Source organism: Flavobacterium jumunjinense, from assembly GCF_021650975.2.
In the GTDB taxonomy this organism is placed as follows: domain Bacteria; phylum Bacteroidota; class Bacteroidia; order Flavobacteriales; family Flavobacteriaceae; genus Flavobacterium; species Flavobacterium jumunjinense.
Window position 1 is genome coordinate 1 of sequence record NZ_CP091285.1, and the last position, 14,359, is coordinate 14,359.

The window sequence follows — 14,359 nt, forward strand, 5'->3', positions numbered from 1 at the left end:
ATGGATAAAACTGCGCAATCGGTATGGAAAAATTGTCTGTTATTTATAAAGGATAACATTCAGGAACAAGCCTACAAAACATGGTTTGAACCGATACAGGCAGTTGACCTAAATGAAAACGCACTTTCTATTCAAGTACCAAGTAAGTTTTTCTACGAATGGCTAGAAGAACATTATGTTAAACTTTTAAAAGTTTCCTTAACAAAAGAACTTGGTCCAAGCGCAAAATTACTTTACAAGATCAGAATGGAAAATGCTTATGGAAATAAACTTCCATTTACTGAGCAAATTCCAAGTAACAATAGACAACCGGTAAAAACGCAAGAAGTTGATGTGCCTATCGTTCAAAAAAATCCAGAATTAAAAAATCCATTCATTATTCCAGGAATAAGAAATATCAATATCGATTCGCAATTAAACTCGAATTATAGTTTTGATAATTTTCTTGAAGGAGATTCTAATCGTTTGGCTAGAAGTGCAGGTTTAGCTGTTGCAAACAAACCCGGTGGAACTTCTTTTAATCCGTTATTAATTTTTGGAGGTGTTGGTCTTGGAAAAACGCATTTAGCACACGCGATTGGAGTAGAAATTAAAGATAAATACCCTGAAAAAACAGTATTGTATATCTCTGCTGAAATTTTTACACAACAATATATTGATTCTGTTAAAAAGAATACAAGAAATGACTTTATTCATTTTTACCAATTAATTGACGTTCTACTTATTGATGACGTTCAATTCTTATCGGGAAAAACTGGAACACAAGATGTATTCTTCCACATATTCAACCATCTACATCAAAATGGAAAACAAGTAATTCTAACTTCCGATAAGGCTCCTGTAGACATGCAAGATATTGAGCAACGCTTACTATCTCGTTTCAAATGGGGATTATCAGCTGAATTACATCAACCGGATTATGAAACACGTATTTCTATCTTAAAAAATATTTTATATAGAGATGGTGTAGAAATACCTGAAGAGATTATTGAATATGTTGCTAAAAACATAAAATCTAATGTTCGTGAACTTGAAGGAGCAATCATTTCATTAATCGCACAATCTTCTTTCAACAAAAGAGAAGTAACAATAGAATTAGCGAAACAGGTAGTAGAAAAATTTGTTAAAAATGTTAAACGCGAAATTTCTATAGACTACATACAAAAAGTGGTTTCAGATTATTTCCAATTAGACCTTGAAACATTACAATCTAAAACTAGAAAAAGACATGTCGTTCAAGCACGTCAATTAGCTATGTTTTTTGCGAAAAAATTCACTAAATCTTCTTTAGCCAATATTGGTAATCAAATTGGAGATAGAGATCATGCTACTGTATTACACGCTTGTAAAACTGTAGATAATTTAGTAACTACAGACAAACAATTTCGTAAGTTTGTAGACGATATCACTAAGAAATTATCATTATAAAATGACAACAAAAATCTTAATGATTTGTTTAGGTAATATTTGTCGTTCTCCTTTAGCCGAGGGCATATTACAAAGCAAACTACCAAAAGATAAATATATTGTAGATTCCGCTGGAACTGGTGGTTGGCATGCTGGAGAGCTACCTGACAAGCGGTCTATTTCTACTGCAAAAAAGCACAATATAGACATTACAAACCAACGTGCAAGACAATTCAAACCTTCCGATTTTGAAAAGTTCGATCATATCTACGCTATGGACATGTCTAATTATAAAAATATTCTGAATTTAGCTCCTAATGAAAGTGTAAAATCTAAAGTAAAAATTATCCTAAACGAACTTTTTCCTGATGAAAACGTAGAAGTTCCAGATCCATATTATGGAGGCCAGGATGGTTTTGAAAATGTTTACGACATGCTAAACAAAGCTTGTGATGTTATTGCAAATAAGTTAACTAATTAATAGTTTCAACAAAGCAACAATTTTAACCGTAACTACAAAAACATCAATTTTATTACTAACAGTAAAAACATTTAGTCCTGCTTCAGTGGGACTTTTTTTTGTACTTTTGCAAAAATCAAAATATCACAACAATGAATACTTCTTTTGGTAAACTCTATTTAATTCCTTGTACATTATCTAATCCTGGAGAAACAACTGTTGCTCCAGAAGATGTTTTACCTCACACAGTGAAAAGAAGTATTGACTTTATTGATCATTTTATTGTTGAAAACGAAAAAACAGCTCGTCGATTCATAAAAAGCATACATCCTGAAAAGAAACAACCCGAATTAATTCTTTCACTTTTAAATAAGCACACAGAAATAGCAGAACATTACGAGTTCATAAAACCCTTATTAGAAGGCAAAAATATTGGATTATTAAGTGAATCTGGTTGTCCTGGAATTGCGGATCCTGGTGCTGTAATTGTAAAAATAGCACATGAAAAAGGAATTCAAGTAGTCCCTTTAGTTGGACCAAGTTCTATTTTATTAGCATTAATGGCTAGTGGAATGAATGGACAGAGCTTTGCTTTCAATGGCTACCTACCTATTGATAATCAGGAGAAAAAGAACGAGCTTAAACATTTTGAACGCTTGTCACTAGAAAGAAATCAATCGCAGTTATTTATAGAAACTCCATATAGAAACAATAAACTTGTTGAAGATTTACTACAAATCCTTCAACCTACTACACTTTTATGTATTGCTTGCGATATTACGCTGCCAACAGAATATATCAAAACAAAAACAATAAAAGAGTGGAAAAAAAACAAGGTCGACTTACATAAGCGACCTTGCATTTTCATTATTCACAAAATGTAAATTTTTAATTCAACTTTACTTTGGCATTTCTATTGGCTGGCACATGAGAAACATCATACCCTCCAAACTTTTTAAGATAACTTTTTAACGAAGTACCAAAACCGTCTTTAAAACCATTTCTCCCATTACTTCTCAAGTATTTCTTAACCGAACCAGCTCCACCAAGATGTGCTGCCGCTAAGATACCTGATTCGGTAATTTTAACCCCATTAATTACTTTACCATTGTATTTTTTGATTTCTTTTCTTAATTCCCACTTGTTTATAGACAACAAAGCTTTGAATGCTTTTTCTTGCCAATCTGCGTTTCTAAGGAATTCTTGAAAATCATACACTCCAACACAACGTAAAGCTGTCTTTCCAAATTGATATTTCCCCATGTATCCATAGGAATTTACCATGTTCAAAATACCTCGTGATTCTTTAAATGCAATAGCTTGTTTAAAGCCTGCAAAAGTTCTTCCTACATAAGGAACAGCATTTCCGATTACTACTGTTTCGTCTTCGATTTCATTTTCATCTTCACTTGGAACATGATAGGAAACTACTTCGTTTTCCGTTAAATAAAACCCTCTTACTTCTTTAGTTTCAATCGAATTGAATCCTGATGAAACCAACACTACTAGGATGGTCAATCCTAAAAAATACGAACCTTTTCTTACCATAAATTACCATTTCTCAGGACCTGTCACTTCTCTGAAATTTGCGAGTGCAAAGATACGTATTTTTTTATAATACTGAAAAACAAGTTGTTAAAGTTTACTTAAAGATAGATTCTTCATTTTTTCACTCCTTGAAACACCTAATATATAGCAAGATAGCAAGACTTAAACAGGAAAAATAAATCGTAAAAAAACAAAACTATAGAGCTGCTTTTTTTCGTTTTTTAGCACAAAAAACATCAAACATAAGACAAAACTGACTAAAACAAAATACTGTTTTTTTAACTAAGATATAACATCAAAAAAAATAAAGCTTCAAAATCATGAGAGTAAACTCACAATTTTGAAGCTTTATTTTTTTTAAATTTTGAAAGAATATCAGCGATTAATTCCTAATTTATTTACCCACTGGCTATATTTTCTTGCATTTGTTTGATGCTGTGCATAATTAGAAGCAAAAGCATGATAACCTGGCTTTTCAGGGTTAGCACAAAAATAGATATAATCGTGCTTCTCTGCATTTAAAACAGCATCTATTGCTGAAATATCTGGCATTGCAATTGGTCCAGGAGGTAATCCTAAATTTATGTATGTATTATAGGGAGAAATAGTTCCTTGTGTATCTTTACTATAAACACGCTTAATTACTTGATCGAAATCACCTGAATTTCGCTTCATTGCATAAATAACTGTTGGATCGGCTTGAAGAGGCATTCCTATTGCCATTCTATTCAAATAAACACCTGCAACTGATGGCCTTTCACTTACTTTTGCTGTTTCTTTATGAACTATAGACGCTAAGACACATACTTCAACGGCTGATAAATTTAAATTAGACGCTTTAGCTTTTCTTTCGTCATTCCAGAATTTTCTATATTCCTTTGCCATTTTATCTGCTACTTTTGTCGCTGAAGTATCCCAATAAAATTCATAAGTATTCGGAATAAACATAGCCAAAACCTCATCTTCAGTAAATTTGTTTTCAGTTAAAAAATCTACATTTGTAAAAGCTTCAATAAAAGCAATACTATCGGGTTCTATTTGAGAAGCTAATCTCTGTGCCAATTTATTAATGGTTTCTTGATTATTAAAGGCTACTTTAATTGGAATATTACTCCTCATTGCTTTAATAATATCATAATTTGACATTCCTTTTTTCAATAGAAATTTCCCTGCTTTTACATTTTGCGCATATTTCCTTTTAACAGCAACAAAATCAAAATCTTCTATACTGTTTAAAAAAGGAGATAGAATTTCTTTCACACCTTCATAGCTGGTATTGGATGGAACAAAAACTAGCACTTCTTTTTCAGAAAACTTAGTATTGGGTAGAAATGCTTTATTATAAACATAATACACAACAATTCCTGCTACTACAATTCCTGCTACTGCTAAAAAAGCAATGATTTTTTTTAGATTCAATGTGTTATTTTTTATTGTTAATTAATTGAAACAAAAACTCATCTTTATAGATTCCATTTACTTTGTTCCATTCTTTCTTTATTCCAATTTCTTTAAAACCAAATTTAGAAAAAAGTTGCATACTATTTTCATTTTCAGCCCCAATATTTGCATATAACTGATGCAATTGTAATTGATGGAAGGCATAATTAATTAACATTCCTAATGCTTCCGTACCAATTCCTTTAGCTCTATTCTCAATTTCCTTAATTAGAATACCCACTCCTGCTCTATTATTTCTTGGATCAAAATCAAATAAATCAATTAAACCAATTGCTTCAGAAGTAGCATTCAAGCAAATTGCTAACCTTAATTGCTTCGCTTCATATATATCTTGATGTGCATTTTCAAGATATTGTCGAATTAGAAATCGACTATATGGTGTTTGCGTATTACTTACTTCCCAAATGGCTTCATCATTTTCGATAGCATGAACAAACTCTAAATCTTCAGGCTCTAATGCTCTTAAATGGATTGTACTCCCTTTTAATGTTATCAATTATATTTCTTTATTTGTTCTTTAATATTAACCATCAAGGTATCATATTTTTTATCCATAAAAACATGATTCTTATCCTTCGGAAATTCATTAGTATTATATTTCATCATCATATTATGAGTAATTTTTAATTTCATAATAGTATGATAATCGTCTAACAATACTGATTTCATATTTAAAAGACTATCCTTGTGTTGTAATGAAGTTATCGATTTTTTAAATTCTTTTTCAAATTTATCAAAATCTTTAGTTACTTCTTTTCTTAAAATAGTATCTTTTATTTGTTTTAAGTAATCATCAACATCATTCCAATACCTAGCATTATTACCCAAATAGTCATTAAAATCTTTTAAACTATCTTTCTTAACTCCACCTATATATAGAAAAACATTTTCTAACTTTTTTAGACTCTCATCTTTTTCTATTGCTTCATTATATAGTTTATCAATAATATTAAAATCATATTTTTTCCCAAAAGATCGTAACGAAATATCCGAATCATTATTTTGTAATACTTGAGGAGTTTCATTTGCTACATTAATCTCTTTTTGTTTTCCTTTAGAGCATGAACAAACAAAAGCGAATAAAAACAGAATACTTATTTTTTTATACATATATTATTTATTGATTCTTCCTTCAAAAACAAATGTTGCTGGTCCTTTTAAAAACACATCTACAAACTGTCCGTTTACTTCTTTAAAACTTACTTCCAAACTCCCACCTTCTACATTTAACTTCACATTATTAGAAGTTGTCTTTCCTGCTTTATACATTGCTATTGCTACAGCAGTTGCTCCTGTACCACAAGAAAAGGTTTCGTCTTCCACTCCTCTCTCATAAGTTCTCAAAGCAAATTCGTCACTCTCAATTTGATTCACAAAATTTATATTGCTTCCAACTTTTCCATACAGATCAGAATAACGAAGTTTTGCACCTTCATTTTTAACATCGAACTGTTTTAAACCTTCTACTAACTGCACATGATGTGGCGATCCTGTATCTAAAAAAGTATACTCATTATGTATTTCTATATCTGACACATTCTTCATTTGTAATGAAACAATACCTTCGTCAATTGTTGCAAAATGATAGCCATCTATGGCTTCAAATTCTGCTCTATTCGTAATTACTCCAAGTTGTTTCGCAAAAGCAACCAAGCACCTTCCACCATTGCCACACATACTGCTCTCATTTCCATCAGCATTATAGTAAACCATTTTAAAATCATATTTTTCATGATTTTCTAATAAAATAAGTCCATCTCCTCCAACACCAAACCTTCTATCGCATAAAAAAGCGACTAATTTGGTATTATTCTTGTCGAAATTGTTTTGACGATTATCAATCATGACAAAATCGTTCCCTGTTCCTTGATATTTATAAAATGTTAGATTCATGTTTTATGCTAAAATTAGAACAAAGGTAAATAAAGATTAGAGTATTTAAAAATATAATAAAGCACACTAATTTTATATCACATTTTTATATTGAATCATCATTTTCTTTTACAGTAAATTGAAGTCATAACTGGTATTATATAAAATTTAGCGTTTCTTCCTACATCTCATTTTATTAATTCCTAACAAGATGTTAAACAATGTTAAGCGAGCGTTAAACTGATTTTTTGTTTCGTTTTTGTATTTAACTTTACATAACAAAAATAAATTATTATATGTCTATGAGAAATTTAGGAAATCTATTTTTAGTATCATTATTAAGCGGTGCCACAACATTAGGTGCATATAAATTTTTTATTGAACCTAAAAATGACACTTCAACAATTGCTGTTGCGCCAAGTTACACAAAGAATGTTAGCCTTAGCGCTGAAAATATCGATTTTACAGCAGCAGCAGAAAGCACAATCCATAGTGTTGTGCATGTAAAAAACATGGCGATGCAACGTGTTTACAGAGATCCGTTTGAGTTCTTCTTTGGAGGTGGTCGTAGCGGAGGTACACAACAACAAATGCAAGTTGGAACTGGTTCGGGTGTAATTATATCGGAAGACGGTTACATTGTTACCAATAATCATGTGATTGATAAAGCAAGTGAACTTGAAGTGACGTTGAACAATAATAAGACTTACAAAGCAAAACTTATAGGTACTGATTCTAAAATGGACATTGCTTTAATTAAAATTGAAAGTGATGAAAAATTACCTTTTATTACATTTGGAGATTCAGAAAATGTAAAAGTGGGCGAATGGGCTTTAGCAGTAGGAAATCCTTATAATCTAACCTCTACTGTAACGGCTGGAATAATTTCGGCAAAAGCAAGAGATTTAAGTAATGAAGGACTACAGTCTTTCATTCAAACTGATGCGGCTGTTAACCCTGGAAATAGTGGTGGTGCATTAGTAAATACGCGTGGTGAATTGATAGGGATAAACACTATGATTTCTTCTCCAACAGGAAGCTATACCGGCTATTCTTTTGCTGTTCCTTCAAACATAACTAGAAAAATAATTGAAGATTTAATGCAATTTGGTAATGTTCAAAGAGGTGTTCTTGGTATTGAAGGTGGTGATTTGAACCCTATGACTTCAAAAGAATACGGAATAGATGCTTCTGAAGGTGTATACATTGGTAAAGTAACTAAGAAATCTGGAGCAGAAAAAGCAGGCATTAAAGAAGGTGATGTTATTATAGCATTAGATAGTAAAAAAATTAAAAGTTTTTCTGAACTTACTTCTTATATTAATACGAAACGCCCAGACGAAGTAGTCAATGTAAAAGTATTACGAGATAATGAAGAAAGAATTTTCCCTGTTAAATTAGTAAAAAAAGAATTATTAATTACCGAATTTAATGGTTTTGAATTTGAAGACATGTCTCCAACAGAGATGAAAAAATTAAATTTAGATTATGGTATAAAAATTAAAACCATTACTAATGAGAATTATCAAGAATATAAAAACGACTTAGAAGGTAGTATTATTTTAAGTGTTGATGGAATAAAAGCAACCGATGCCGAAAAAATATCATCCTATTTAAACAAAAAGAAATCGAGTAAGGCTAGGTATAAAATATTGTTTAAAAACAGACAAGTTCAAGACATTATAATGTAGAAAAAACAAGTAAATTGTTAACCAGTCAACACTGACTGGTTTTTTTATATATAAATGTCACAAAAAATTTCACGAAAACGTTTGAAAACTTTATTTTTGCATAAATATTTTTCAAAACAACACAATTTATATTTTACTTCATGAGTAACAACAACTTATACGAGAAAGAACTTGCTTTTCAAGCAGATAGAAGAAAAGCTTGCGTTGAGCTTATTAAAATTATTAGCGATTTATGGTATGACAAATCGATTGAAATGGTTCTATTTAGAAACCAATTAATCGATAGAAACGTGAGTGACATTATTAATCTACATGAATATGCAGGAGAATTTGTTGCAAAACCAATCAATGTATTCGATTCTGTAGAGATTGCTAACGCTATTAACAGTCTAGATTTACCACCTTCAAAAATTGATATTGGTAAACTTACTTATGAGTATCATTTAGAAGATGACAAATACAACGATGCTAAAGCATTTATAATTGACAAATTAAAAGATGCAAAAGAATATCAAGAGATCAAACCAAAAGATGTAGTATTATATGGTTTTGGGCGTATTGGTCGTTTATTAGCTCGTGAAATGATGAGTAAAATAGGGAAAGGACAACAACTACGTTTGAGAGCTATTGTAACTCGCGATAAAAATGATGCCGTTCTATTAGAAAAAAGAGCTTCTTTATTACGTTATGATTCTGTTCATGGTGATTTTGAAGGTTCTGTTCACGCAGATCCAGAAAACAATGCATTACTTATTAATGGCACAACAGTTCACCTTATTACTGCTAATTCTCCAGAAGAAATAGATTATACAGAATACGGTATTGAAGATGCCTTAATTATTGACAACACTGGTGCTTTCACAACAGAAGAAGCATTAAAACGTCACTTAGTTTCTAAAGGTGCTGCTAAAGTTTTATTAACAGCTCCAGGAAAAGGTGTTCCAAATATTGTTTATGGTGTAAATCATACTGAGTTTAATCCAGATGAAGTAGACATTTATTCTGCTGCTTCATGTACAACTAATGCAATTACACCCATTTTAAATGTAATTGAAGACACTCTTGGCGTAACAAAAGGACATATTGAAACTATTCATGCATACACAAACGATCAAAACTTGGTTGATAATATGCATAAAAAATACAGAAGAGGTCGTTCGGCAGCTTTAAACATGGTAATTACTGAAACTGGTGCTGGAAGTGCAGTTGCTAAAGCATTACCAAGTCTTGCCGGAAAATTAACTTCAAATGCAATTCGTGTTCCTGTTCCGAACGGATCATTAGTGGTTTTAAATTTAGAAATAGACAAAACTACTACCGTTGAAGAATTAAATAATATTGTAAAGAAATATGCTTTAGAAGGTAAACTTGTTGAGCAAATTAAATATTCTTTAAACAATGAGTTAGTATCTTCTGATATTGTTGGAACTCCTGCTCCATCTATCTATGATAGTAATGCTACGATTGTTTCGGCTGACGGAAAAAATATTGTAATGTATGTATGGTATGATAACGAATATGGTTATAGTCACCAAGTTATTCGTTTAGCTAAATACATTTCTAAAGTAAGACGTTTTACTTACTATTAGTCGGTTAGAAAAACATAAAAATCAAAAGCGCACTCTTTTTTAAGAGTGCGCTTTTTGTTTAGCTAATGTTCAGTTAATTTTCCCACAAGAGAAGTTAATCTAAATAATCAAATAGTTTAGTCCAAAACTTTTGCTTAAAATACGATATCAAACGAGCGATAATCATCAAAAAAATATTAATTAACTAAGATTGAAATCCTTTTTACTATTTTTACTTTGCCGTTGTATTATATTAGTGCATAAAAAAATGTCTTAGTAACTGTTTTACAGCTTTTCTAAGACATTTTTTATTTCCTTTTTAATTGTATGTGTTGAAAAAGAAAAGATTCTTTCTATTTATTTTTTAATATAATTTCTTTTCTATCAAATTTTAAATAGCCTTCTTCTTGCAACTCATTTATTAAAATATTTAATGTTGGTCTAGATGTTCCGATTAATGCAGCAATTTCTTTTTGGGTGAAGGGATGACGAATTACAGTGTCTCCAGAAACTGCATTGGTATAACCATAATCTAATGCAAGTTCTTTTAAGTATTCTTTTAAACGTGTTTTTGTATCTTTAAAAAGAAGTAGTTTTAATCTTCTTTCTAATCGTTTCAGTCTAAAACCAATAAACTTATATATTTTTAAACTTAATTCTCTATTTCCTCTAATCAGTTCGAGCATTTCTTCGCTTGCAATGGGGCATATTGAAGTGTTGTTTTCTAAAGCAAGTGCAAATTCGTTTCTTCTTTCTTCTCCTAGTATTGCTTTTTCTCCAAAAATTTCTCCTTTAGATAATATTGCAGATATTACCTCGTCTCCTTCTTCGTTTATATAACCAATCTTGATTTTCCCAGAATTAATTAAGTAAATCTTATCTGCTGCATCTTCTTCTGAATAGATATAATCATTTTTTGAATATTCTTTAAAAGTATGGTTATGTCCTGCGTCTTTAAATTTGTGCGGACACATTATGTTGAAAAGATTTACATCTTCAAAATACCAAATCGAATTCATTTGCAAAATTATTTATTCAAAGTTAATCATATTATAACAATAAAAAAATGTATTAGTTTCCCTAATACATTTTTATCATTTTATTAACTGTTTTGGTTACTTATTCTTTTTATTAGCTTGACGTTTAAAGTTGCTTTGTTGCAGACATTACTACACAACTATTGGTTACATATATCAAGTTTTTTTAACATTATGTTACAATAAGCGACATACAAACCAAGTGTTTTGAATAGGCTAAATTCTTCAATTTACATCAATACATTTAACCAATGGAATTTTAATTATACTAATTTCTACAAAGTTGCTTGAAACTCATTTTGCAACTAAACTTACTATTGCAAAAAGGCAAAAATAACAAAAGAAATTATGAAAAATTTTAAGAATTCAAATGATTTAAATTTTAGTTTTTCTTTTGAAAACCCACTCCCAATTAACCATGTGCATAAAAAAAGAAGAAGAAATATAGATGTTAAAATTCCAATTTCGTAGAGCGAGCCTAATTGTTTACTTGCGCTTATATATTCGCTTCCTGTCCCATAAAGCAAAAGAAATCCGATGATAATTTTAAATGTTCTCAAATTTTTGTTTTAATAAATGTAGACGCTAAATATATGATAAGTAAAACTGAAAACAATTGATTATTTTCAGTTTAGCCGCAAATCTTTTTGTTTTGTTTTAATTTTCACCTCTTATTACTAAATCAAAAAATCTGTAACTTTATAGATAATTATCTTTCGAATTAACACTAATCAACTTATTTGCTGTCATAATTTCAGTAATAGTTTCACCCAAGAAATAGGCATATCTACTTCTTTATTTTATAAAATAAAACTCTGTTGAATTAACTATTTCATAGAAAAACTTAGAAAAAAAAATGTATTAAAACACAAAAAATTTCATTAAAACGGTTTTCAACACGCATCACCTTGAGTGCGAAGCGTATCGGAAAGTTTTATTCCATTTTATTCCGTTTTATAACTTTTTCAAGAGGAATGAAAAATAAAAAACAGCTGTTTTTATTAAAAAAACAGCTGTTTAAAATACTATCCTAATTGATTAATTAAGCTTTTCCAGCTGCAATTAAATTTAATGCAGAACCTGCTTTAAACCATTCAATTTGTCCTTCGTTGTAGGTATGATTTGCCATAATTACATCTTTAGAACCATCTTCATGAACGAATTCTATAGCTAACGGTTTTCCTGGCGCAAATGCTGTTAAATCTAAGAAGTTGATGGTATCATTTTCTTGAATTTTATCATAATCTGCTTCGTTAGCAAACGTTAATCCTAACATTCCTTGTTTTTTAAGGTTTGTTTCATGAATTCGTGCAAAAGATTTTACTAAAACAGCTGTTACACCAAGGAAACGAGGCTCCATTGCAGCATGTTCACGAGAAGATCCTTCTCCGTAATTATGATCTCCAACAACTACAGAAGGAATTCCAGCTGCTTTGTATGCTCTTGCTACAGCAGGAACAGCATCATAACTATTATCTAATTGATTTTTCACTTTGTTTGTTGCTTGGTTGAATGCGTTTACTGCTCCAATCAACATATTATTAGAAATATTATCTAAATGTCCACGGAAACGTAACCATGGTCCTGCCATAGAAATATGATCTGTAGTACATTTACCAAAAGCTTTAATTAATAACTTAGCTCCTGTAATATTTTCACCATTCCAAGGTTTGAAAGGTGCTAATAATTGCAAACGATCTGACGTTTCTGAAACAGATACAATTATTCCTGAACCGTCTTCAGCTGGTGCTTGAAAACCTGCATCTTCTACATCAAAACCTTTGCTTGGTAATTCGTCTCCTTTTGGAGGGTTTAATTTTACTTCTTCACCTTTATCATTTAACAATGTATCTGTTAAAGGATTGAAATCTAATCTTCCTGAAATTGCTAATGCAGCAACCATTTCTGGTGATGTTACGAAAGCATGTGTATTAGGGTTACCATCTGCTCTTTTAGAGAAATTTCTATTGAAAGAGTGAACGATGGTGTTTTTCTCTTCTTTGTCTGCTCCAGCTCTATCCCACTGTCCGATGCATGGTCCACAAGCATTTGTAAACACTTTAGTTCCCATTTTTTCGAAAGTAGCAATGATTCCATCTCTTTCAATAGTGTAACGAATTTGTTCTGAACCAGGATTGATTCCGAATTCTGCTTTTGGAGAAATTCCATGTGCAACTGCTTGTTCAACAATTGAAGCTGCACGAGACATGTCTTCATAAGAAGAGTTAGTACAAGAACCGATTAATCCCCATTCTACTTTTATTGGCCATCCATTTGCAGCTGCTTCTGTTTTCATTTTAGAAACTGGTGTTCCTCTATCTGGTGTAAAAGGTCCGTTGATATGTGGTTCTAATTCTGATAGGTTAATTTCGATTAATTGGTCGAAATATTGTGCTGGATCTGCATATACTGCTTCATCTGCTGTTAAATAATCGGCTACTTTGTCTGCTGCTTTAACTACATCTTGACGATCTGTTGCATTCAAGTAACGACGCATTGAATCATCATATCCAAAAGTTGAAGTTGTTGCTCCAATTTCTGCACCCATGTTACAAATTGTTCCTTTACCCGTACATGACATTGACTCTGCACCTTCTCCGAAGTATTCTACAATTGCTCCTGTTCCACCTTTTACAGTAAGAATATCAGCAACTTTAAGAATAACATCTTTAGGAGCTGTCCATCCGTTTAATTTTCCAGTTAATTTAACACCGATTAGTTTTGGAAACTTCAATTCCCAACCCATTCCAGACATTACATCTACTGCATCTGCACCACCCACACCAATAGCTAGCATACCTAATCCACCTGCGTTTACAGTATGCGAATCGGTACCAATCATCATTCCACCTGGAAATGCATAATTTTCTAAAACAATTTGGTGAATAATTCCAGAACCTGGTTTCCAAAACCCGATTCCGTATTTGTTTGAAACTGATGATAAGAAATCGAAAACTTCACTTGATTGTGATTTTGCACGTGTTAAATCGGCATCAGCACCAACTTTTGCTTGAATTAAGTGATCACAGTGAACTGTTGTTGGAACGGCAACTGTTTTTTTTCCAGCATGCATGAACTGTAATAATGCCATTTGTGCTGTTGCATCTTGACAAGCTACTCTATCTGGTGCAAAATCCACATAATCTTTTCCTCTTGTAAATGCTTGTGAAGGCATTTTCTCCCACAAATGTGAATATAAAATCTTTTCAGACAATGTTAGTGGACGACCAACTAGCTCGCGTGCTTTATCAACACGTTCTGCCATGGTTGCATACACCTTTTCAATCATTTCAATATCAAAAGCCATATTATTTT

General features: G+C 31.3%; 12 protein-coding genes. 5 read left to right on the forward strand and 7 right to left on the reverse strand.

Going from position 1 to position 14,359, the window contains the following annotated elements; all coding sequences use genetic code 11:
* The 3 genes from dnaA (at nt 1) to L2Z92_RS00015 (ending at nt 2,751) form a co-directional block, all read left to right on the forward strand.
* Nucleotides 1–1,428, forward strand: coding sequence for a chromosomal replication initiator protein DnaA (gene dnaA / locus L2Z92_RS00005; RefSeq protein WP_236456806.1), 1,428 nt, complete (start codon nt 1–3; stop codon nt 1,426–1,428).
* A gap of 1 nt (nt 1,429) precedes the next feature.
* A complete protein-coding gene (locus L2Z92_RS00010; protein WP_236456807.1) occupies nt 1,430–1,888 on the forward strand; it encodes a low molecular weight protein-tyrosine-phosphatase in 459 nt (152 codons plus the stop codon).
* A 131-nt stretch (nt 1,889–2,019) separates the two neighbouring features.
* On the forward strand, nt 2,020–2,751 hold the full coding sequence (locus tag L2Z92_RS00015) for an SAM-dependent methyltransferase (protein WP_236456808.1): 732 nt from the start codon (nt 2,020–2,022) through the stop codon (nt 2,749–2,751).
* Between the two features lie 4 nt (nt 2,752–2,755).
* On the opposite strand, the gene L2Z92_RS00020 is transcribed toward L2Z92_RS00015, so the two are convergent.
* From L2Z92_RS00020 to dapF, 5 genes are all read right to left on the reverse strand, one after another.
* Nucleotides 2,756–3,415 (reverse strand): peptidoglycan-binding protein LysM, encoded by a 660-nt coding sequence (locus tag L2Z92_RS00020; protein WP_236456809.1) that lies wholly within the window; start codon nt 3,413–3,415, stop codon nt 2,756–2,758.
* 375 nt (nt 3,416–3,790) lie between these two features.
* Nucleotides 3,791–4,834: an endolytic transglycosylase MltG gene (gene mltG, locus L2Z92_RS00025; protein ID WP_236456810.1), complete on the reverse strand. Its 1,044-nt coding sequence runs from the start codon at nt 4,832–4,834 to the stop codon at nt 3,791–3,793.
* A gap of 4 nt (nt 4,835–4,838) precedes the next feature.
* Nucleotides 4,839–5,372: a GNAT family N-acetyltransferase gene (locus L2Z92_RS00030; RefSeq protein WP_236456811.1), complete on the reverse strand. Its 534-nt coding sequence runs from the start codon at nt 5,370–5,372 to the stop codon at nt 4,839–4,841.
* The gene (locus L2Z92_RS00035; protein WP_236456812.1) at nt 5,369–5,986 is read right to left on the reverse strand and encodes a hypothetical protein; all 618 of its coding nucleotides are present in this window, start codon (nt 5,984–5,986) and stop codon (nt 5,369–5,371) included. Before L2Z92_RS00035 ends, L2Z92_RS00030 begins: the two co-directional genes overlap by 4 nt.
* 3 nt (nt 5,987–5,989) lie before the next feature.
* Complete coding sequence (dapF, locus tag L2Z92_RS00040; RefSeq protein WP_236456813.1) at nt 5,990–6,769, reverse strand: diaminopimelate epimerase; 780 nt, start codon at nt 6,767–6,769, stop codon at nt 5,990–5,992.
* A gap of 281 nt (nt 6,770–7,050) precedes the next feature.
* On the opposite strand from dapF, the gene L2Z92_RS00045 reads away from it, so the two are divergent.
* Both L2Z92_RS00045 and L2Z92_RS00050 read left to right on the forward strand, forming a co-directional pair.
* The gene (locus tag L2Z92_RS00045; protein WP_236456814.1) at nt 7,051–8,439 is read left to right on the forward strand and encodes a S1C family serine protease; all 1,389 of its coding nucleotides are present in this window, start codon (nt 7,051–7,053) and stop codon (nt 8,437–8,439) included.
* 140 nt (nt 8,440–8,579) lie between these two features.
* On the forward strand, nt 8,580–10,028 hold the full coding sequence (locus L2Z92_RS00050) for a glyceraldehyde-3-phosphate dehydrogenase (RefSeq protein WP_236456815.1): 1,449 nt from the start codon (nt 8,580–8,582) through the stop codon (nt 10,026–10,028).
* A 332-nt stretch (nt 10,029–10,360) separates the two neighbouring features.
* On the opposite strand, the gene L2Z92_RS00055 is transcribed toward L2Z92_RS00050, so the two are convergent.
* Nucleotides 10,361–11,026: a Crp/Fnr family transcriptional regulator gene (locus tag L2Z92_RS00055; protein ID WP_236456816.1), complete on the reverse strand. Its 666-nt coding sequence runs from the start codon at nt 11,024–11,026 to the stop codon at nt 10,361–10,363.
* A gap of 1,060 nt (nt 11,027–12,086) precedes the next feature.
* Complete coding sequence (locus L2Z92_RS00060) at nt 12,087–14,351, reverse strand: aconitate hydratase (RefSeq protein ID WP_236456817.1); 2,265 nt, start codon at nt 14,349–14,351, stop codon at nt 12,087–12,089.
* Nucleotides 14,352–14,359 lie beyond the last annotated feature (8 nt).

What these genes read in the sequence shown, in the direction of transcription:
- L2Z92_RS00010 (WP_236456807.1), top strand. Translation starts at nt 1,430, where the DNA reads ATGACAACAAAAATCTTAATGATTTGTTTAGGTAATATTTGTCGTTCT.
- dnaA (WP_236456806.1), top strand. Translation starts at nt 1, where the DNA reads ATGGATAAAACTGCGCAATCGGTATGGAAAAATTGTCTGTTATTTATA.
- L2Z92_RS00035 (WP_236456812.1), bottom strand. Translation starts at nt 5,986, where the DNA reads ATGTATAAAAAAATAAGTATTCTGTTTTTATTCGCTTTTGTTTGTTCA.
- L2Z92_RS00045 (WP_236456814.1), top strand. Translation starts at nt 7,051, where the DNA reads ATGAGAAATTTAGGAAATCTATTTTTAGTATCATTATTAAGCGGTGCC.
- L2Z92_RS00050 (WP_236456815.1), top strand. Translation starts at nt 8,580, where the DNA reads ATGAGTAACAACAACTTATACGAGAAAGAACTTGCTTTTCAAGCAGAT.
- L2Z92_RS00055 (WP_236456816.1), bottom strand. Translation starts at nt 11,026, where the DNA reads ATGAATTCGATTTGGTATTTTGAAGATGTAAATCTTTTCAACATAATG.
- L2Z92_RS00015 (WP_236456808.1), top strand. Translation starts at nt 2,020, where the DNA reads ATGAATACTTCTTTTGGTAAACTCTATTTAATTCCTTGTACATTATCT.
- L2Z92_RS00020 (WP_236456809.1), bottom strand. Translation starts at nt 3,415, where the DNA reads ATGGTAAGAAAAGGTTCGTATTTTTTAGGATTGACCATCCTAGTAGTG.
- dapF (WP_236456813.1), bottom strand. Translation starts at nt 6,769, where the DNA reads ATGAATCTAACATTTTATAAATATCAAGGAACAGGGAACGATTTTGTC.
- L2Z92_RS00060 (WP_236456817.1), bottom strand. Translation starts at nt 14,351, where the DNA reads ATGGCTTTTGATATTGAAATGATTGAAAAGGTGTATGCAACCATGGCA.